The following is a 17,759-nucleotide window of genomic DNA, read 5'->3' as shown; positions in this document are numbered from 1 at the left end:
ATCTTTGGGCTTTTATCTCCCCTACAGCACGACCTGACCCTGTTCAAGAATGGAAGCACCCGTGACCGCCCTGCCCCCTTCACACTTGCGTTTGGCGGATCTGCCCAACCGGCGGGCCACCGACTTTGCGCTTGTGCCCACCGCAGAAGAGCGTGCGGGGATCGCCGACGAACTTGGGATCACACAAATCAGGAAATTACGCTTTGCAGGTCAATTGACCACCAAAGGTGCCCGCGATTGGGCACTTGACGGCACGCTGGGGGCAACGGTTGTGCAGCCATGCGTCACCACGCTTGATCCGGTAACGACACGGATCGATGTGGAGGTGACCCGCAGCTACGTCGCGGATTGGGTCGAACCTGATGGCGGCGAAAGCGAGATGCCCGAAGATGATACGGTCGAGCCGCTGCCTACCGTTCTTGACCTGAACGCGGTGATGATCGAGGCCTTGGCACTCGCCCTCCCCGATTATCCGCGCAGTGAAGGTGCGCAGCTGGACGAGACCGTTTTTGCCGAACCCGGCGTCACACCGATGACGGATGAGGCTGCAAGACCGTTTGCCGCCCTCGGTGCCTTGCGCGAAGAGCTTGAAAAGAAAGGCAAATAAGCCGCGCAACAGACACGCGGAAAAAGGCTTGCACAAATGCGGAATCGCAGTATGTTCGCGGCCTCTTTTACATCGCGTCTCGACAGGGCTACCGCAATGGCGTAGGACCCGGCCAGATGCACGGAAATCAGGGCGCGACGCCCTACTATCATAGGGTTGAGACATGGCTGTCCAGCAAAACAAAGTATCCAAATCGCGCCGCAACAACCGGCGTTCACATCACGCGCTGACCGGCGCGAATGCTGTTGAATGCGACAATTGTGGTGAATTGAAGCGCCCACATCACGTGTGCCCGTCTTGCGGTCACTACGCATCGCGTGAAGTGATTGCCGACACCAACGAAATCGACCTCGAAGACGACGCGGCATAAATCGCCAGCCAGAGGCGCAGCAGCATGACACAAGCCCAGACGGACGCAGCGCCGCAATCCGGGCATGCTGCGAGCAATGTGCTTTCCGTCGACGCCATGGGTGGCGATCAGGGGCCTGCAATTGTGGTTGCAGGCCTTGCCAAGTTTATGGGCAAGGCGACAGAGGCGCGCGCCGTCCTGCATGGCCCGAAGAAAGAGCTGAAACGGCTCGTCGAAAAGCACAAGATCGCGGATCGCGTCGCAATCTCCAACGCCACAGACGTTGTCGAGATGACCGATAAGCCCAGCCAGGCGCTGCGGCACGGCAAAAAGACTTCCATGTGGTCGGCGATTGAGGCGGTGCGCAATGGTGAGGCGGCGGTTTGCGTCAGCTGCGGCAATACCGGCGCGCTGATGGCGATGTCGATGCTGCGCCTGCGCAAGGCCGAGGGCGTGAACCGGCCTGCCATCGCCTGCCTCTGGCCCTCACGCAACCCGGCAGGTTTCAATGTGATGCTGGATGCAGGCGCCGATATCCGCGCAGATCAAGATGATCTTTTGACCTATGCGCTTATGGGCGCGTCTTACGCGCGCAACGGGCTCGATATAGAACGCCCCCGGATTGGGCTTTTGAACGTGGGCACCGAAGAGCATAAGGGCCGGGCCGAGTTGAAGGTTGCCCACGAACTCATTGCAGATGCAGCAGAAAAAGGTGAGTTCGATTATGTCGGTTTCATCGAAGGCGGCGATTTGCCGTCGGACAAGATCGACGTGATTGTCACCGATGGTTTCACGGGCAATGTGGCGCTGAAAACCGGCGAAGGCACAGCCACGCTGATCGCGGAGCTCCTCCGCGCGGCCTTCATGAAAACGCCGCTCTCCGTCGTTGCGGCGGTGCTTGCACGCGGTTCGTTGAAACGCCTGCGCAAACGCATTGACCCGCGGCGCGTCAATGGCGGTGTCTTTCTGGGGCTCAATCAGACCGTGATCAAGAGCCATGGCTCCGCCGACGAAACAGGGGTGGCGGCGGCGCTGCATCTGGCCTACCGCCTCGCGCAAAGCGGTTTCTCGGATAAACTGGCGGCGCGGGTTGCATCTGCAGCATCACTTGCCCAAGATGCAGGTCAAGAAATTGAGACAGACGATCTCGATACCTAAACAGGCAAATCAACATGGTACGTCGTGCAGTGGTGAAAGGGGTCGGGCATTACCTGCCTGAGCGCATTGTTCCCAACGCCGAGTTCGAAAAAACGCTCGATACAACTGACGAATGGATCAAGGCGCGCTCGGGCATTGAGCGGCGCCATCTGGCGGCACCGGGTGAAACCACTTCGCAGCTTGCGACCCAGGCCGCACTGGCAGCTCTCGAAATGGCCGGTCTGGAGGGCTCTGCGGTTGATGCCATCGTCTTGGCGACATCTACAGCAGACATGACATTCCCTTCTGCGGCAACAATGGTCCAAAACGCCATCGGCAATACGACCGGCTATGCCTTTGATGTACAAGCGGTTTGCGCAGGTTTCGTTTATGCCTTGGCGAACGCGAATGCGCTGATTGCATCAGGTCAGGCGGACAGTGTTCTTGTGATTGGGGCCGAGACATTCAGCCGGATCATGGATTGGACAGATCGCAGCACATGCGTGCTTTTTGGCGACGGTGCGGGTGCCCTGGTGTTGGGCGTCGAAGACGGCAGCGGTGAAAACACTGATCGCGGCATTCTGGCGACCGATCTGAACTCTGACGGGCGCTACAAAGACCTGCTTTACGTCGATGGCGGGGTCGCAACCCAAAATACCGGTATGTTGCGGATGGAGGGCAAAGAGGTCTTCCGCCATGCGGTCGAAAAACTCGCCCAGACCGCCGATACTGCCCTCGAAAAGGTCGGGCTGGGTGCTGATGACGTCGATTGGGTCGTGCCGCATCAGGCCAATATCCGCATCATCCAGTCCACGGCCAAGAAACTGGGTGTTGGGATGGACCGCGTTGTCGTGACTGTTCAAGACCACGGCAACACATCTGCCGCGTCGATTCCTCTTGCCCTTTCGGTCGGCGTCGCCAACGGTCAGATCAAAAAGGGCGACCTGGTCGTGACCGAGGCCATTGGCGGCGGGCTGGCCTGGGGCGCCGTCGTTCTGCGCTGGTAAGCAGAAAGCGACTGTCAAGGCCGAATGCCAAGCCATTGTTATTGACTCTGAATTTCCGGCGAGCCTATGCTCGTCCAATAAAACACAGGGGATTGATGATGGCCGATAAGACACTGACACGTATGGACCTTGCAGATGCGGTTCACAGCCAGGTTGGCCTCTCCCGAAACGATAGCGCGGATTTGGTGGAAAGCGTACTGAACCACGTGTCGGACTCGCTGGTGCGCGGCGAAACAGTCAAAATCTCATCTTTCGGCACCTTCTCTGTCCGCGAAAAAGCCGCCCGCATCGGGCGTAACCCGAAAACCGGTGAGGAAGTGCCGATCCATCCCCGCCGCGTGCTGACCTTTCGCCCCTCGCATCTGATGAAAGATCGCGTGGCAGCAGGCAACAAGCGCTGATCGATGGCCAAGGCCAAGGACGCCTTTCGCACGATCAGTGAGGTCGCGGAGTGGTTGGACACCCCCACCCATGTTCTGCGCTTTTGGGAAAGCAAGTTCAGCCAGATCAAACCGGTCAAGGGCGCAGGCGGACGCCGTTATTACCGCCCCACTGACATGGATTTGCTGGGGGGTATCAAGCAGCTTTTGCATGAAGATGGGTTAACCATCAAAGGCACCCAGAAGCTTTTGCGCGAAAAAGGCGTGAAGTACGTGGCTGGGCTGGGTCAGTCGATGACCGACCCTACCCCAGACGTCAAAGTTGCGCCCAAACCGGCACCGAAACCTGCGCCTGTCAAAGCGGCACCGAAGCCAGCACCCGCCGCGCCGGTTCAGGATGCCTTCCCGTTTGTGGACGAGACGCCGCCACCTGCCCTCCAGATCGATTTACCCGATTTGCCCACCGACCTGCCCGACATCCCCGGACGTCTGCTGGGGCAAATTTCCACCGATACGGCAGCGATCCGGGAACAGGCGGCCGCCATAGCGCCGCTTCTTGCGCGGCTGGAAGCCTTGCGTGACGGCATGCAAAACGCCTGAGCCACGCGATGCTTTTCGGGCTTGCTCCTTCACCCAATATCGTTATGAAGGCCTGCAGTCGGGCTATGGCGCAGCCTGGTAGCGCGTCCGTCTGGGGGACGGAAGGTCGCAGGTTCAAGTCCTGCTAGCCCGACCAATCATAACCGCCCGCTTGTGCGTCTGCGCAGCGGGCGTTGTGCTGTCTGGAGGGGGCGGTTAATGACGAAAGGCGGCGTTCAGGCCGATCACCAGATCAAAGCGCTGATCGCTGATGATGCGATCTCGGCGCAGGAAGAGATCACGTCCGCACAAATCCAACCCGCCTCGCTTGATCTGCGATTGGGGGAGGTGGCTTACCGGGTGCGCGCGTCGTTTCTTGCGGGCCGGTCGCGCACGGTTGCCGCCCGCCTGGCTGATTTCCAGATGCATTCGATTGATCTGACCAAGGGCGCGGTGCTGGAAAAGGGATGCGTCTATGTCGTCCCACTGATGGAAAACCTCAATCTTCCCAACGGCATGACCGCCGCAGCCAGTGCCAAATCCTCCATCGGGCGTCTCGATCTTTTGACCCGTATCATCACCGATCACGGGATCGAATTCGACCGCGTGCCAGAGGGCTACCAAGGCCCGCTTTACGTCGAAATATGCCCCCGCTCCTTCTCTGTGGTGGCGCAAACCGGTCAGATGCTGAACCAGATTATCTTTCGCCAGGGCAAGACGTTCATGTCTGATGACGCCCTGCGCGCCTTGCACGCCGAAAGCCCCATCGTCTCGGGCGATCCGGTCATCTCGGACGGTCTGGGCTTTTCGGTTGATCTGCGCCCGGAACAAGGCAACCTTGTCGGCTACCGCGCCAAACCCCATACCGGGGTGATCGATCTGTCGAAACTGAACCACTACGACCCGGCGGAGTTCTGGGAGCCTGTCCATACCGACGACGGCTGGATTATCCTCGACCCGGGCGCGTTCTACATCCTCGTCAGCCGAGAGGCGATCGTCATCCCGCCCATGCAAGCTGCCGAAATGGCGCCCTATCTGGCGATGGTTGGCGAGTTTCGTGTCCACTATGCGGGGTTCTTCGACCCCGGCTTTGGCTATGCCGCAGCAGGGGGCGCGGGGTCACGCGGTGTTTTGGAGGTGCGCTGCCACGAAGCCCCGTTTGTGCTGGAACATGGGCAGGTCGTGGGCCGGTTGGTCTATGAAAACATGGCCGCCTTGCCAGAGGCGCTTTACGGGCGCGAGATCAAATCCAACTATCAGGGGCAAGGCTTGAAGCTGTCGAAGCATTTTCGAATGTAAAGCGGATCGCTTACCGCTTTTTCTCCGCCTAACGCATCAACCGCCTGACGATATTCATTCCCCGCCGCGCCTGATGTGTGGTTTGCTTCGCCTTCTGGGCATTCTGCCGTTCGGCCTGCGTCATTTCTTCAGGCTTCCTACCACGTCTCGCAGCCATGTCGATTCCGGCATTCATACCTTTGCGCACCAGCATGCGCAGTCCCATATTGATCAGTCGGTTCAAGTTCATCGAAACATCCCTCTGCCGCCGCACAATACAGGTAGGCCTGACACGCTATTCTTCAAACATCTCGGCCTGATTGTCGTCGTCATCCGCCTCTTCGCCATCAGCCAAAGCCGCCGCACCCGGTGGAGGTCGGTTTTCCAAGAGCCCGGCCGCCCGCAGTTCTTTCAGACCCGGCAGATCGCGCGCATTCTCTAGGCCGAAATGGTCAAGAAATCCTTGCGTGACCACGAATGTCACGGGGCGGCCCGGCGTCATCTTGCGACGGCCAAACCGAATCCATTCCATCTCAATCAACTGATCAATCGTCCCACGGCTGACGCTCACGCCACGAATTTCCTCGATCTCGGCGCGGGTGACCGGCTGGTGATAGGCGATGATCGCCAGCGTTTCGATGGCCGCACGGCTCAGCTTGCGGGTCTCGACCGTCTCTTTCTGCATGAGAAACCCCAGATCGGGGGCAGTGCGGATGGCCCACGCGTCCCCCACCTTCACGACGTTCACCCCCCTGCCCTCATAGCGTTTGCGCAAATGCACAATCGCCTCTGCCGGGTCGCAGCCATGGGGCATGCGCCCGACAAGCTCTGTGATGCTGACAGGGTCGGCGGTGGCGAAAAGAATGGCCTCAACCATCCTTTCCTGCTCTCCCATGGGCGGGGCCTCGAACAGGCTGTCGTTTTCGGGCTTACTCATCTTTCGGGGCTTTCTTGCGGATCTGAATGGGCGCGAAGGTCTCGCCCTGCCGGATTTCGATCTTGCCTTCCTTTGCCAGTTCAAGCGAAGCGGCAAAGGTGGCCGCGGTGGTTGAGCGGACCCGCTGCGGATCGACATCCCAGCCATCGGGCAGATAGCTTGAGATATCCGTCCAGTCACCGGCAAAACCAATCAGATGGCGCATGCGTTCCAGCGCCTGCTCCATCGTCATGACATGCTGGCGGTCCATCACGAATGGCCGGAAATCATCGCGTGTGCGGATGCGCGCATAGCCCTGCATCAGGTCGAGCAGCGTGGCTGTATAGGTTACCTTGCGGACGCGCTGGACGTCTTCGGTGATCCCGCGCGCGAAGAAATCACGCCCCAACTGGTCACGCGCCATCAGTTTCGCGGCGGCCTCACGCATCGCCTGCAGGCGTTCGAGTTGGAAGGCCAGATGTGCGGCAAGCTCTTCACCCGTCGGCCCCTCTTCTGCCGGATCGGGCGGCAAAAGGAGACGGGATTTCAGAAAGGCGAGCCAGGCCGCCATCACCAGATAATCGGCGGCGAGTTCGAGGCGGAGTTGCTTGGCCTTTTCGACGAAGGCCAGATATTGCTCGGCCAATGCGAGGATCGAGATTTGGCGCAGATCGACCTTTTGCGTGCGCGACAGGGTCAAGAGCAGGTCAAGCGGCCCTTCGAACGCGCCGACATCCACGATCAGGGCCTCGGCGGCCATGCGCTCGGTCACGCTGATCGTGTCTTCCTGAAACTCGTCGCCCTGCATGCGCCCTCAATCCAATAGCGCTGCAAATTCCGCTTCTAGCAATGGGATGTCAATGTCATCAGGGGTTTTTCGCTGCGCCAGCGCGCGATTTGCGCGGGTCTTGGCCGCTTCGGTCATCTCGCCCGCGGCTTCCGCCACGGCCTCCATCTCATCCGGCTTGCCGTTGCAATGCAGGATGATGTCGCACCCCGCAGCGATGGCAGCTGAGGCCCGTTCTGCGACCGTCCCAGACAAAGCCTCCATCGACAGATCATCGGTCATGATCAGCCCGTCAAAACCGATATCCTGCCGAATGACCTGCATCATTTTAGTCGATGTGGTGGCAGGGTAAGCGGGATCAATCGCGCTAAAGACGATATGGGCGGTCATGCCCATCGCGATGTCGTTCAAGGCGCGGAACGGCGCGAAATCATGGGCGTCGAGTGCGGTTCTTTCCGCATCAACACGCGGCAAGTCTCTGTGACTGTCCACTGCCGCGCGTCCATAGCCGGGAATGTGTTTCAGGACCGGCAAGACGCCGCCCGCCAAGTGCGCCTCTGCACATATGCGCGCGGCCTCGACCACGGTGGCGATATCACCGCCATAGAGCCTGTTGCGCAGCACGGGATGAGTGGCGTCCTCAACAAGGTCGGCCAAGGGCGCGCAATTCACATTGATGCCAACCGCATTCAATTCCGCAGCAATCAGCCGGTTGCGGATCCATTGCGCGCGCATCGGGTCACTGGCGCGCTGCATCTGGTCGAGCGCAGGCAGATATTCACGCCAATGGGGCGCGCGCATGCGCTGCACGCGACCGCCCTCCTGATCAATCAGGATCGGCGCGTCTCGTCCAACGCTTTCGCGCAGGTCATCGGTCAAACGGCGCAGTTGATCAGGGTTCTCGATATTGCGCGCAAAGACGATGAAGCCGAGCGGGTCGGCATCACGAAAAAAGTCGCGTTCCCATGGGGTAATCTTGAGCCCTTCAGGCCCGAAAATCGCGGCTGTGTTTGGCACTTAGTCGACCACGACGGCGATACACTCGGCCCCTTCGGCAGAGAGAGCAGCACAGAAACGCCGCGCTTCGGCCCGGTCCGCAAAGCCGCTGGCGCGCAGACGGTACCATGTATTGCTGGATTGGTTGCTGACCTGAATGACACGGTCATGCCCGGTCATTAGTTCACCAAACCGACCCTCTAAGCGGTCCCATTCCTGCGCTGCGAGGCTGGGTGAGGTGAAGGCACCGAGTTGCACCAGATTGGTGCCCGCTGCGAAAGACGTTGTTGAGACAGCCACTTCGCTGTTGTTTGTAGACTCTGCCGGGGCAGCGGGCGCGGTCGTAACCTGCAAGCTGGCAGGCCGGATCAGCGGGCGCAGCGAAACGGAGACGCCGGGCACCGACGCCGGGATCACGGCGACAGCGGGTATGGCTTCCGCCTCCGCAACCTCGGCTGCGATTTGCTCGACAATGGCCAACACGTCATCGGTCGTGGTCTCCTCGCGGTTCTCGGCAACAGGCTGCGTGGGTTCTGTGATATCGGCGCTCAGGCTTGCCGGCACGATCTCCGCCACCTCGGCTTGCGGCTGCGCCTCCAGATCTTCCTGCGCCAATCCAGCGGTGCGCGGTGCCAGTACCAGCCGGTCTTCGGGACCGCCCGCCTCGCCCACTGCGGCAACTTCGTTGACAGCCAGGCCAGTATGCAAGGCAACAGCACCGCCTGGATTATCGGGCAGCACCCGCATTTCGCCTTCCATCGCGCGCACAACCGGAATACCGCTGACATCCCGCATGATCAGCTTGTAGCCCCAAAAGGCCACGCCAATAATCATGGCAAGCGACAGTGCCGCCCCTGCGTAATTTGCGAAAACACTTGCGCGACCTGCGCCGCCCGACGGGGCAAACCCCTCATCATAAACTGCCATCTCTGCCTCACTGCCCGTGCCGTTTTGGCTTAATGGGTCATTTCACCAGCTCGATCCGGCAGTTCGTGCGTTAACGCATCTCTTCCACCGGAACGACACCAAGAATACCAAGACCGTGCGAAATAACAATCGCTACGGTCCGGATCAGGGCAATTTTCGCCTGTGTGGTATCTGAGTCACCCTCTTGGACAAAGCGCAAGGCGGGATCGTCGTTGCCCTTGTTGTAGAGCGCGTGGAAATCAGAGGCGAGATCATAGAGGTAAAAAGCAATGCGGTGGGGTTCATGACCCTTCGCCGCAATCTCAACCAGACGCGGCCATTCGGCGAGCTTTTTGATCAGCGTCAGTTCCGCCTCATCCGTCAGACCACACAAGTCAACACCCGCCAAGGTCGCGTCATCGACGCTTGCAAATGCAGAGGCCTTGCCCACAGCCGAGTTTACGCGGGCATAAGCGTAGTTGACGTAGAAGACCGGATTGTCCTTCGACTGCTCCAGCACCTTGTCGAAATCGAAATCAAGCGGTGCGTCGTTCTTGCGGGTCAGCATGTGGAACCGGGTGACGTTGGCGCCGACCTGATCCACCACATCGCGCAGGGTCACGAATGTCCCCGCACGCTTCGACATCTTGAACGGCTCGCCATTCTTATAAAGCTTCACAAGCTGTGTCAGTTTGATATCGAGTGGCACTTTGCCGTCTGAAAGTGCGGCAACCGCCGCTTTCATCCGTTTGACGTAACCGCCGTGATCCGCACCAAAGACGTCAATCAACTGGTCAAACCCACGTTCGACCTTGTCATAATGATACGCGATATCCGGGGCAAAATAAGTCCATGATCCGTCCGATTTCTGCACCGGGCGATCAACATCGTCGCCATGGGCGGTGGAGCGGAAAAGCGTCTGCTCGCGCGGCTCCCAATCCTCGGGCACCTTGCCTTTTGGCGGCTCAAGTACGCCGCGATAGATCAGGCCCTTTTCATCAAGCGCCTCAATCGCCTTTTCGATCAGGCCAGTGCCATAGAGCGACTTTTCGGAAAAGAAGCTGTCCATGGTCACGCCAAGCTGTGCAAGGTCTTCGCGGATCAGGTCCATCATCGCTTCGGTCGCGAATTCACGGATTTCTTCCAGCCAGTATTGCTCGCCCTTATCAAGGAACTGATCACCGACTTTGTCTTTCAGCGCATGACCAAGCGGGATGAGATAGTCACCCGGATAGGTCCCGTCAGGAAAGGCCACCTCCTGCCCATGCGCCTCCAGATAGCGCAGATAGACCGACCGCGCGAGCACATCGACCTGCGCACCACCGTCGTTGATGTAGTATTCCTTGGTAACGTCAAAGCCCGCATAGTCCAAAAGCCGCGCCAATGCGTCGCCAAAGACAGCGCCGCGCGTATGACCCACATGCAGCGGCCCCGTCGGGTTGGCCGAGACATACTCGACCATCATTTTCTGGCCCTGCCCCAACGTGGATTTGCCGAAATCGGGATCGCTGAGTGCGGCTTTGATGACGCCCTGCCAAACATCCGGGACCAGCCGCATGTTCAGGAAACCCGGCCCGGCCACCTCGGCGACGGCGATCTGCGGATCGGCCTGAAGATGCTCTGCCAGCTTTTCAGCAATATCGCGCGGCTTCATCTGCGCGGGCTTGGCTAGCACCATCGCGGCATTCGTGGCCATATCCCCATGTGCGGCGTCGCGCGGCGGCTCAACCGTGATCGCAGTGGTCGACAGACCGTAAGGCAAAGTGCCATCGGCGACCATCTGATCAAGACAGGCCAGAACACGGGTGCGGATATCAGCAAAAAGGTTCATTTTTGTTCCAGGACAGAGGTTTCAGGGTGGTTTATCACCGTCACCGCGCGGAGCAAGCAGCCTTTGCCGCCAATAACCTTCGGTCAGAGCCTCAGGGACTGGTTGCAGATCGGATCACATCCGCGATTTTTGCGCCGATGAGACGGCCGCCCTCCGCCGAAGGGTGGATCAGATCTGGGTCGTAGTGCTGCAGGTTACCTGGATCAATCACGTCCGCAGCCGCGGCAAAGAAGACGCCATTGGTCATGTCAGCATAGGCTTCTAGACGTGCGTTCAAGATCTCAAAATCCGCTTCGCAATCCGCAAACTCACCACCCGCAGCGGGAGCGAAATAGTATCCCATGATCACAACCGAAGGGCCGTCAGCGCGCACGTCCGACACGAAAGCGGGTATTGCCCCGCCCCTCGCATCGCTGGAGACCAAGCGTTCGGTGATACCACTTGCAGCAGCAGAACCGCATACAACGCCAAGGTCATTCGCACCTCCATCCATGATCACCCATTCCCATGGGCCCGGCTGATATTGCGAGGGTATCCCATCCCCGGCATCAAGAAACACAGCACCCGGAATAGCAGCGTTTGTCACAGTGACCGCCAATTCGTCGGCAACAACATCGGCCACCGATTGCGCATCATCGATATTCCACCAGATCACACTGTCGCCGATCGCAAGTATGTTTGCAGGCTCCAACTCGTTGTCACAGGCGGCGCATAGGATGAAGGTGCAAAGCATCGACGTGCGGTTAAGGCATGTAAACATCTGTTATCCTGTGACTAATTTGCGAAACATGTCCACATGTCCTGCGGGCCAGCGACTAGTTGCCGTCGATAACGCCGGGCGGCACATCGGCGCCGCCAATCAGGCGCTTATGTTGCTGAATGGCAAAACGGTCCGTCATCCCGGCAATGTAGTCCGCCACGATGCGTGAAAGTGCTGTTTGATCCGGCGCGTCTGCCACATCCTTGCGCCACTGCTTTGGCAACTCGTCGGTGTTTTCGAGGAAGAAAGCGAATAGTTCGTTGATCATCTTCGTCACGACAACCCGCATCTCGACCACGCGGGGCGCGCGATACATGCGTTCGAACAAAAACTGTCGGATGACCTTCAGATCCGACCAAAGCGCTGGCGAAAACTGCACCATCATCCGTCCGGCATCGCGAATGTCCTGCACGTTTCGTGGTGACAGGTCAGTAATGTTCTGACGGCTGATATTGATCACATCTTCGACCAAGACCCCGAAAAACCGGCGCAACGCCTCGTGCCGACGCCGATAGTAATTAAGCCCCGGGTATTTGGCATCGACCCTCCCGAAACAATCCTTCAGGATCGGTAGTTCTGCCAGTTCATCGGTGCTGAAAAGCTCCGCCCGCAACCCGTCATGCAGGTCATGATTGTTGTAGGCGATGTCATCGGCCAAGGCCGCCGCCTGCGCCTCGGCGCTCGCATGTGTGTGCAGTTCCAGGTCATGGCGCGCATTATACGCCTCAAGCGCATAGGGGATTTCACCGGTCACCGGGCCATTGTGCTTGGCAATGCCCTCAAGGCTTTCCCATGTCAGGTTCAGCCCGTCCCACTCCGCATAATGCCGCTCCAGATTGGTCACGATATGCAGGGCCTGCGCATTGTGATCGAACCCGCCATAGGGCTGCATCAGCGCATTGAGCGCCTCTTCGCCAGTATGGCCAAAGGGCGTATGACCCAGATCATGGGCCAAAGCCACGGCCTCGGTCAGTTCGACATTCAGATCCAAGGCCGCAGCCACCGTGCGCGCGACCTGTGCGACTTCGATCGAATGGGTCAGGCGCGTACGAAAATAATCACCCTCATGTTCGATGAAGACCTGCGTCTTATGCTTGAGCCGCCGAAAGGCGCTTGCATGGATGATCCTGTCGCGATCCCTTTGGAAAGGCGAGCGAAAGGCGCTTTCCTCTTCAGCATAAAGCCGGCCCCGCGGGTGCGCGGGGTCCGTCGCATATGGCGCTGCCATGATCTTTGCCTGTCTTGTCCGTCTTGCCTGCCGCCCTTATATTGCAACCAACCGCGAACCGATAGGGCCGTTAACATGCTGACACTCCCGCCAAAAGTGACCGAACGTGCCTTTGAACGTCTGGCCGAGATCGGGGCTTCCGCGCAAGGCAAGGCGCTGCGCATTGCCGTGGAAGGCGGCGGATGTTCGGGATTTCAGTACGAGATTGATCTTGATGAACCCAAGGACGATGATCTGGTTCTGTCCGACAAGGGTGAGACCGTGGTGATCGACAGCATCTCCCTGCCCTTTCTGACGGATGCCGTGATCGATTTCTCGGAAGAGCTGATCGGCGCACGTTTTGTCATCAACAATCCCAATGCCACATCATCCTGCGGCTGCGGCACGTCCTTCTCCATGTAATGCCGAACAACGAAAAGCTTGCCGCGCTGATCCTTGATCAGATCAGCGGCGAACACCGCTTGCCTGTCGATGAGGCCGAGTTTGTGGGTTTGCTGCAAGAGGCACTGCAGGATGGCGCATCGCGTCTTGATCTGCGTGACAGATTGGTCGTGGGCGCCCGCGACAGCAACGCGGTGACGCTCACCGATATCGTTGAGGTCATGAGCCAGAGCCTTGCCGATGAAATCCGTGATCTGAACGAGGATGCTGCGCGCATGGAAAGCGATCTGGTGCCCAGTCGCTTGGCACTTGGCAGCATGATCGGGGTGGTCCTCGGGACTGGCGTGACTCTCTTTATCGGCGAAAGCGACGCGATCATATCTGCCGTTCTGGTGGCTGTGTTAAGCGTGGCAGTCACCACGGTCACACTCTTTCGCAGGCGCGTTTTTCGCAAGATTTCAGGCTTGCGCATCCAGCGTGCGAATTACGAGAATTTCAAGGCGCTTTTGCAGGGACTTCAATAATGCATCAATATGAACTATATGAGGGATGCAGCAGTTGAGAGGCGACCGATGCAGGAGATGATGACAGTCACACCCGTCGAATGGGCCTTGATTGGCCTTGCGGGGCTTGCCGTGGCCCATACGGCCTTTACCTGCATGCAATTGCGCAAGGATATGATGAAGGCTGACAGTCGCCCCGCTTTTCGGGGTTTGACGGCGGCACTCTCTGACGTGCCAAAGCGCGCACAGCTCAAAGCCCCAAAAAACTGAACGCCGCGCCTTGCGCGCACGTGGCCCGTCATTCAAAACTGCCTCAATGATCAGGGGGCGGCCATGAAGATTGCGACTTTCAACATCAACGGCATCAAGGCCCGCATCGGCGCATTGACCGCGTGGATTGACGCAGCACAACCCGATGTCGCAATCCTGCAAGAGATCAAGACGGTTGATGAGGGCTTCCCCCGCGAGGTTTTTGAGGACAAGGGCTACAACGTCGAAACCCATGGCCAAAAGGGCTTCAACGGCGTGGCGATCCTGTCGAAACTGCCGCTGGAGGATGTGACACGCGGCCTGCCCGGCGGTGAAGGCACCGGGCGCGATGGCGCTGACGATGAAGAGGCGCGGTATATTGAGGCGACCGTGATCGGTGAGCACCCGATCCGTATCTGTGGGCTCTACCTGCCGAACGGAAACCCGGCACCGGGGCCGAAATACGACTATAAGCTGCGCTGGATGGAACGTTTGCGAGCCCGCGCCGCTGAGCTCCTAGTGCTTGAAGAACCGGCTCTATTCGCCGGAGACTACAACATTATTCCCCAGGCTGAGGATGCGGCACGACCTGACGCGTGGCGCGAAGACGCGCTCTTTCGCATTGAAAGCCGCGACGCCTTTCGCCGCCTCCAAAACCTTGGCCTGACAGAGGCATTTCGCGCGCGCGAAACCGGTGCAGGTCATTATTCGTTTTGGGATTATCAGGCCGGCGCGTGGGACAAAAATGACGGGATTCGCATCGACCATTTCCTCCTCACCCCGCAATGCGCCGATCTTTTGAACAATTGCTGGATTGAATCGGATGTGCGGGGCCGCGAAAAGCCCTCGGACCACGTGCCCGTCTGGGTTGACCTTGCGGCATAAGCTGCAGTATTCCCGCAATAACAATAACCGGGCAGTGATGGTAACGCGAAGGAGCGATCTGATGCTCGGCAGATTGGTGATTATTGCGGTTTTGGCCGCGTCTTTCCCATCATTGTCATCGGCCCAGTGCCGCATCGCCGTGGCAGGAACGGCTTGTGTTGCGATCCCGAAAGCCACAGCCCCCCGCCCCGGACCCGTTGAAATTGGTGAGGTTCTCGACCGCGGCGAGTATTCCATGCTGATGAATGCCACCTATTATGGCCTGCCCCGCGTCAGCGATGGCTGGGTTTATATGCGCATCGAGAATGACATCTACCGGGTTGATTGGCGCAGCCACAAAGTGTTGGAACGCGTGACCCATCAGGCCAGCCGCAACTGGCGCTAACTCACGCCGTCACGTCATAATCATAAAGCCAACTAAGTCGCCTGAGGAAAGCATCTGGCGCAAACCGGCCCATGCCGCGCAAGGCCGTGTGCGCGACCCGGCGTTGTATACCCTTCAGGTGATAATTACGCGCATTGGCATTCGCCGCGCGGATGGCGCGGGTGACGCGGGCGCGTCGTTTCGCCTGATAGCCCTGCAAGGCATCCTCAATTGATGCGTTTTCGTTGCAGCACCGGGCCAGAACATAGGCATCCTCAATCGCCAGATTGGCCCCCTGTGCCAGAAATGGCAGCGTCGGATGGGCGGCATCACCAAGGATCGCAACCGGCCCTGCATGCCACTTCGGTGCAACCTCATGGCGGAAAAGGCCCCAAAGCTTGACCTCCTCGACCTCGCCGAGAATCCCCTTGATCTCCCAACACGTATCGGCGAAGGCGGCGCGTAGGTTTCCGGGCTCATCCGCATGATGCCACCCCTCTTCAGCCCATTGCTGCCGCGCTTGCACGGCAACGATGTTGAGCCTGCCGTTTTGCAGCGGATAGGTCACCATGTGGCGGCCAGGCGCCATCCAGATGCGGGCGACGGGATCAGTATCCGGCCTTTTGATCATTGCGCGCCAGGCGACCTGACCGGTAAAGAAGGCTTCGGTGGGCTGACCAATGGTCTGACGGACCTGCGATTTGACTCCATCCGCGCCAATCGTCAGCTGCGGCCGGACCACCGCGCCGCCCGCTTCAAACGATCCATCCGTGTTGACCTCAGAAACGGTCGTGTCCAACACGACCTTCACGCCTTGTGCGGCACAGGCCCGCGCCAGAAGATCAATCAATGCTGCGCGATGCAAAAAACGGTAAGGTGGGTTCTGGGTGGAGAGGTCGAAACGCGCAACCGCATCGCCCGTCAGCGCATCCATTGGCACGACAGCCTGCGCTACCAGACCGGAAGCGGCCAGCGCTGGCCCCAAATCGAGATCAATCAGGGCCCGCGCACCATTCGGTGTGATTTGAAGCCCGGCACCAACCTCTGTCAGCGCGGGTGCCTGTTCATAGACGGTGACTTTTGCGTCCTGCCGGGCAAAGGCGAGAGCCGCTGTGAGGCCACCGATCCCGCCACCGATTATAGCGACGTCGCGGCCTGCGTTATGCCCCGGATTAGTCGTCGCGATGCACCTTCTCGCGGCGCTCATGACGTTCCTGCGCCTCAAGGCTCATCGTGGCGATGGGGCGCGCATCAAGACGCTTGAGCGAAATCGGCTCACCGGTCATCTCACAATAGCCGTATTCGCCCTCATCAATGCGGCGCAGCGCGGCGTCAATCTTGCTGACCAGCTTGCGTTGACGATCACGGGTGCGCAATTCCAGCGCGCGGTCTGTTTCCTCGGACGCCCGATCGGCCACATCGGGGATATTGCGGGTCTGATCTTTCATGCCTGCCACCGTGTCGCGGCTGTCTTCCAAAAGCTCGGCTTTCCAGTTCAACAATTTGCGGCGGAAATATTCGGTCTGGCGTTCATTCATGAACGGTTCGTTGTCTGCGGGGCGATAGTCTTCTGGCAGAAATACTTCGGCTTTCATAGTCATACCCTTTATCCCTTATGCACACCGGTCCAGCCCCCACTGTGCCTTGGTCCTGTATTTTGGGGCGGGTGTACTCCCTTGTCCGAGCACTGTCACCCCCTCTTTTTGGTCTCGTCGCAAGGTGTTGATGATCGGCAAATGCCTGCTAGGTTGCCGGGCAAATAATGAGGTTAAGCGATGCAATTCACTGGCACTGACAGCTATGTCGCGACTGAAGATCTGACCATGGCGGTCAATGCCGCGGTCACGCTGGAGCGGCCTTTGCTGGTCAAGGGGGAGCCGGGTACTGGCAAGACAGAATTGGCCCGTCAGGTCAGCGCCGCTTTGGGTCTCCCGATGATCGAATGGCATATCAAATCGACCACCAAGGCGCAGCAAGGCCTTTACGAATATGACGCCGTCAGCCGTTTGCGCGACAGCCAGTTGGGCGATGAACGCGTTCATGATGTGGCCAATTACATCAAACAGGGCAAGCTGTGGCAGGCCTTTGCCGCCGACGGCAAGGTCGTGCTGCTGATCGATGAGATCGATAAGGCCGATATCGAATTTCCCAATGACCTTCTGCAGGAACTCGACCGGATGGAGTTCCACGTCTATGAAACTGGCGAGACGGTCAAGGCACTGCACCGCCCCATCGTGATCATCACCTCCAACAACGAAAAAGAACTGCCCGATGCCTTCCTGCGCCGCTGCTTTTTCCACTACATCCGGTTTCCTGACGCCGACACGATGCGCCAGATTGTCGAGGTCCATCACCCCGGCATCAAGGCGGCGCTGCTAACCACGGCACTCACGCAGTTCTACGAGATCCGCGAAACGGCGGGTCTGAAGAAGAAGCCGTCGACGTCGGAGGTGCTGGATTGGCTCAAACTGCTGCTGGCCGAGGACCTGAGCGCAGAGGACCTCAAGCGCGACGGGGCCAACGCCCTGCCCAAACTGCACGGTGCCTTGCTGAAGAACGAGCAGGATGTGCATCTGTTTGAACGGCTGGCCTTCATGGCGCGGTCGGGAAGATAAG

The 17,759-nt window shown here is 59.0% G+C and carries 23 protein-coding genes and 1 tRNA gene; 14 read left to right on the top strand and 10 right to left on the bottom strand.

The annotated features are described in order from the left end of the window. Positions 1 to 61 precede the first annotated feature (61 nt). The 8 genes from SLH49_RS17305 to SLH49_RS17270 all read left to right on the top strand — a co-directional run bounded on the left by SLH49_RS17305 (position 62) and on the right by SLH49_RS17270 (position 5,358). Positions 62 to 607 carry a DUF177 domain-containing protein gene (locus SLH49_RS17305; RefSeq protein WP_320270400.1) on the top strand — a complete coding sequence of 182 codons (546 nt, stop codon included), beginning with the start codon at positions 62 to 64 and terminating at the stop codon, positions 605 to 607. Positions 608 to 770: 163 nt separating this feature from the next. Continuing rightward, positions 771 to 977 (top strand): 50S ribosomal protein L32, encoded by a 207-nt coding sequence (gene rpmF, locus SLH49_RS17300; RefSeq protein ID WP_320238788.1) that lies wholly within the window; start codon positions 771 to 773, stop codon positions 975 to 977. 24 nt (positions 978 to 1,001) lie between these two features. Further along, on the top strand, positions 1,002 to 2,114 hold the full coding sequence (gene plsX / locus SLH49_RS17295; protein WP_320270399.1) for a phosphate acyltransferase PlsX: 1,113 nt from the start codon (positions 1,002 to 1,004) through the stop codon (positions 2,112 to 2,114). 14 nt (positions 2,115 to 2,128) lie between these two features. After that, the gene (locus SLH49_RS17290; protein ID WP_320270398.1) at positions 2,129 to 3,100 is read left to right on the top strand and encodes a beta-ketoacyl-ACP synthase III; all 972 of its coding nucleotides are present in this window, start codon (positions 2,129 to 2,131) and stop codon (positions 3,098 to 3,100) included. Between the two features lie 98 nt (positions 3,101 to 3,198). After that, positions 3,199 to 3,501, top strand: coding sequence for an integration host factor subunit alpha (gene ihfA, locus SLH49_RS17285; protein ID WP_320238791.1), 303 nt, complete (start codon positions 3,199 to 3,201; stop codon positions 3,499 to 3,501). Between the two features lie 3 nt (positions 3,502 to 3,504). Next, the gene (locus tag SLH49_RS17280; protein ID WP_320270397.1) at positions 3,505 to 4,080 is read left to right on the top strand and encodes a MerR family transcriptional regulator; all 576 of its coding nucleotides are present in this window, start codon (positions 3,505 to 3,507) and stop codon (positions 4,078 to 4,080) included. A gap of 59 nt (positions 4,081 to 4,139) precedes the next feature. Continuing rightward, a tRNA-Pro gene (locus tag SLH49_RS17275) sits at positions 4,140 to 4,216 on the top strand. 62 nt (positions 4,217 to 4,278) lie between these two features. Further along, the gene (locus SLH49_RS17270) at positions 4,279 to 5,358 is read left to right on the top strand and encodes a 2'-deoxycytidine 5'-triphosphate deaminase (protein WP_320270396.1); all 1,080 of its coding nucleotides are present in this window, start codon (positions 4,279 to 4,281) and stop codon (positions 5,356 to 5,358) included. A gap of 28 nt (positions 5,359 to 5,386) precedes the next feature. Here the strand turns inward: SLH49_RS17270 and SLH49_RS17265 are convergent, their stop codons facing one another. From SLH49_RS17265 to SLH49_RS17230, 8 genes are all read right to left on the bottom strand, one after another. Beyond that, the gene (locus tag SLH49_RS17265; RefSeq protein ID WP_320270395.1) at positions 5,387 to 5,587 is read right to left on the bottom strand and encodes a hypothetical protein; all 201 of its coding nucleotides are present in this window, start codon (positions 5,585 to 5,587) and stop codon (positions 5,387 to 5,389) included. 45 nt (positions 5,588 to 5,632) lie between these two features. Beyond that, positions 5,633 to 6,274: an SMC-Scp complex subunit ScpB gene (scpB, locus tag SLH49_RS17260; protein ID WP_320270394.1), complete on the bottom strand. Its 642-nt coding sequence runs from the start codon at positions 6,272 to 6,274 to the stop codon at positions 5,633 to 5,635. Continuing rightward, on the bottom strand, positions 6,267 to 7,061 hold the full coding sequence (locus SLH49_RS17255; RefSeq protein ID WP_320270393.1) for a ScpA family protein: 795 nt from the start codon (positions 7,059 to 7,061) through the stop codon (positions 6,267 to 6,269). The genes scpB and SLH49_RS17255 overlap by 8 nt, the downstream gene beginning before the upstream one ends. Before the next feature lie 6 nt (positions 7,062 to 7,067). Beyond that, positions 7,068 to 8,057 (bottom strand): glycoside hydrolase family 3 N-terminal domain-containing protein, encoded by a 990-nt coding sequence (locus SLH49_RS17250; protein WP_320270392.1) that lies wholly within the window; start codon positions 8,055 to 8,057, stop codon positions 7,068 to 7,070. Then, positions 8,058 to 8,963, bottom strand: a complete 906-nt coding sequence (locus SLH49_RS17245; RefSeq protein WP_320270391.1) for an SPOR domain-containing protein — start codon at positions 8,961 to 8,963, stop codon at positions 8,058 to 8,060. A gap of 70 nt (positions 8,964 to 9,033) precedes the next feature. Next, entirely contained in the window at positions 9,034 to 10,773 is a 1,740-nt protein-coding gene (gene argS / locus SLH49_RS17240; protein ID WP_320270390.1) for an arginine--tRNA ligase, read from the bottom strand. A gap of 91 nt (positions 10,774 to 10,864) precedes the next feature. Continuing rightward, on the bottom strand, positions 10,865 to 11,533 hold the full coding sequence (locus SLH49_RS17235) for an SGNH/GDSL hydrolase family protein (RefSeq protein WP_320270389.1): 669 nt from the start codon (positions 11,531 to 11,533) through the stop codon (positions 10,865 to 10,867). 55 nt (positions 11,534 to 11,588) lie between these two features. Continuing rightward, complete coding sequence (locus SLH49_RS17230) at positions 11,589 to 12,761, bottom strand: deoxyguanosinetriphosphate triphosphohydrolase (protein WP_320270388.1); 1,173 nt, start codon at positions 12,759 to 12,761, stop codon at positions 11,589 to 11,591. A gap of 78 nt (positions 12,762 to 12,839) precedes the next feature. Between SLH49_RS17230 and SLH49_RS17225 the strand changes: the two genes are divergently transcribed. The 5 genes from SLH49_RS17225 to SLH49_RS17205 all read left to right on the top strand — a co-directional run bounded on the left by SLH49_RS17225 (position 12,840) and on the right by SLH49_RS17205 (position 15,164). Beyond that, a complete protein-coding gene (locus SLH49_RS17225; protein ID WP_320270462.1) occupies positions 12,840 to 13,163 on the top strand; it encodes an iron-sulfur cluster assembly accessory protein in 324 nt (107 codons plus the stop codon). Next, on the top strand, positions 13,163 to 13,666 hold the full coding sequence (locus SLH49_RS17220) for a hypothetical protein (RefSeq protein WP_320270387.1): 504 nt from the start codon (positions 13,163 to 13,165) through the stop codon (positions 13,664 to 13,666). Before SLH49_RS17225 ends, SLH49_RS17220 begins: the two co-directional genes overlap by 1 nt. A gap of 9 nt (positions 13,667 to 13,675) precedes the next feature. Continuing rightward, positions 13,676 to 13,915 (top strand): hypothetical protein, encoded by a 240-nt coding sequence (locus SLH49_RS17215; RefSeq protein ID WP_320270386.1) that lies wholly within the window; start codon positions 13,676 to 13,678, stop codon positions 13,913 to 13,915. 63 nt (positions 13,916 to 13,978) lie between these two features. Next, positions 13,979 to 14,779 (top strand): exodeoxyribonuclease III, encoded by an 801-nt coding sequence (xth, locus tag SLH49_RS17210; protein WP_320270385.1) that lies wholly within the window; start codon positions 13,979 to 13,981, stop codon positions 14,777 to 14,779. Between the two features lie 61 nt (positions 14,780 to 14,840). After that, entirely contained in the window at positions 14,841 to 15,164 is a 324-nt protein-coding gene (locus SLH49_RS17205) for a hypothetical protein (RefSeq protein ID WP_320270384.1), read from the top strand. Between the two features lies 1 nt (position 15,165). Here SLH49_RS17205 and SLH49_RS17200 read toward each other — a convergent pair whose 3' ends face one another. Beyond that, positions 15,166 to 16,350 carry an FAD-dependent monooxygenase gene (locus tag SLH49_RS17200; RefSeq protein ID WP_320270383.1) on the bottom strand — a complete coding sequence of 395 codons (1,185 nt, stop codon included), beginning with the start codon at positions 16,348 to 16,350 and terminating at the stop codon, positions 15,166 to 15,168. Further along, positions 16,316 to 16,738, bottom strand: a complete 423-nt coding sequence (gene dksA / locus SLH49_RS17195) for an RNA polymerase-binding protein DksA (RefSeq protein WP_320239088.1) — start codon at positions 16,736 to 16,738, stop codon at positions 16,316 to 16,318. The genes SLH49_RS17200 and dksA overlap by 35 nt, the downstream gene beginning before the upstream one ends. A gap of 180 nt (positions 16,739 to 16,918) precedes the next feature. On the opposite strand from dksA, the gene SLH49_RS17190 reads away from it, so the two are divergent. Next, positions 16,919 to 17,758: a MoxR family ATPase gene (locus SLH49_RS17190; protein WP_320270382.1), complete on the top strand. Its 840-nt coding sequence runs from the start codon at positions 16,919 to 16,921 to the stop codon at positions 17,756 to 17,758. The last annotated feature ends 1 nt before the right edge of the window (position 17,759 follow it).

Source organism: Cognatiyoonia sp. IB215446 (assembly GCF_033963825.1).
Lineage (GTDB): Bacteria > Pseudomonadota > Alphaproteobacteria > Rhodobacterales > Rhodobacteraceae > Yoonia.
Note: the sequence above shows the minus strand (reverse complement) of the source record. Positions and strands in the feature narration are given on the sequence as shown.

Coding starts and splice junctions, on each gene's coding strand:
- rpmF (WP_320238788.1), top strand. CDS start 771: ATGGCTGTCCAGCAAAACAAAGTATCCAAATCGCGCCGCAACAACCGG.
- plsX (WP_320270399.1), top strand. CDS start 1,002: ATGACACAAGCCCAGACGGACGCAGCGCCGCAATCCGGGCATGCTGCG.
- SLH49_RS17290 (WP_320270398.1), top strand. CDS start 2,129: ATGGTACGTCGTGCAGTGGTGAAAGGGGTCGGGCATTACCTGCCTGAG.
- ihfA (WP_320238791.1), top strand. CDS start 3,199: ATGGCCGATAAGACACTGACACGTATGGACCTTGCAGATGCGGTTCAC.
- SLH49_RS17280 (WP_320270397.1), top strand. CDS start 3,505: ATGGCCAAGGCCAAGGACGCCTTTCGCACGATCAGTGAGGTCGCGGAG.
- SLH49_RS17270 (WP_320270396.1), top strand. CDS start 4,279: ATGACGAAAGGCGGCGTTCAGGCCGATCACCAGATCAAAGCGCTGATC.
- SLH49_RS17265 (WP_320270395.1), bottom strand. CDS start 5,587: ATGAACTTGAACCGACTGATCAATATGGGACTGCGCATGCTGGTGCGC.
- scpB (WP_320270394.1), bottom strand. CDS start 6,274: ATGAGTAAGCCCGAAAACGACAGCCTGTTCGAGGCCCCGCCCATGGGA.
- SLH49_RS17255 (WP_320270393.1), bottom strand. CDS start 7,061: ATGCAGGGCGACGAGTTTCAGGAAGACACGATCAGCGTGACCGAGCGC.
- SLH49_RS17245 (WP_320270391.1), bottom strand. CDS start 8,963: ATGGCAGTTTATGATGAGGGGTTTGCCCCGTCGGGCGGCGCAGGTCGC.
- argS (WP_320270390.1), bottom strand. CDS start 10,773: ATGAACCTTTTTGCTGATATCCGCACCCGTGTTCTGGCCTGTCTTGAT.
- SLH49_RS17235 (WP_320270389.1), bottom strand. CDS start 11,533: ATGTTTACATGCCTTAACCGCACGTCGATGCTTTGCACCTTCATCCTA.
- SLH49_RS17230 (WP_320270388.1), bottom strand. CDS start 12,761: ATGGCAGCGCCATATGCGACGGACCCCGCGCACCCGCGGGGCCGGCTT.
- SLH49_RS17220 (WP_320270387.1), top strand. CDS start 13,163: ATGCCGAACAACGAAAAGCTTGCCGCGCTGATCCTTGATCAGATCAGC.
- SLH49_RS17215 (WP_320270386.1), top strand. CDS start 13,676: ATGAACTATATGAGGGATGCAGCAGTTGAGAGGCGACCGATGCAGGAG.
- xth (WP_320270385.1), top strand. CDS start 13,979: ATGAAGATTGCGACTTTCAACATCAACGGCATCAAGGCCCGCATCGGC.
- SLH49_RS17205 (WP_320270384.1), top strand. CDS start 14,841: ATGCTCGGCAGATTGGTGATTATTGCGGTTTTGGCCGCGTCTTTCCCA.
- SLH49_RS17200 (WP_320270383.1), bottom strand. CDS start 16,350: ATGAGCGCCGCGAGAAGGTGCATCGCGACGACTAATCCGGGGCATAAC.
- dksA (WP_320239088.1), bottom strand. CDS start 16,738: ATGAAAGCCGAAGTATTTCTGCCAGAAGACTATCGCCCCGCAGACAAC.
- SLH49_RS17190 (WP_320270382.1), top strand. CDS start 16,919: ATGCAATTCACTGGCACTGACAGCTATGTCGCGACTGAAGATCTGACC.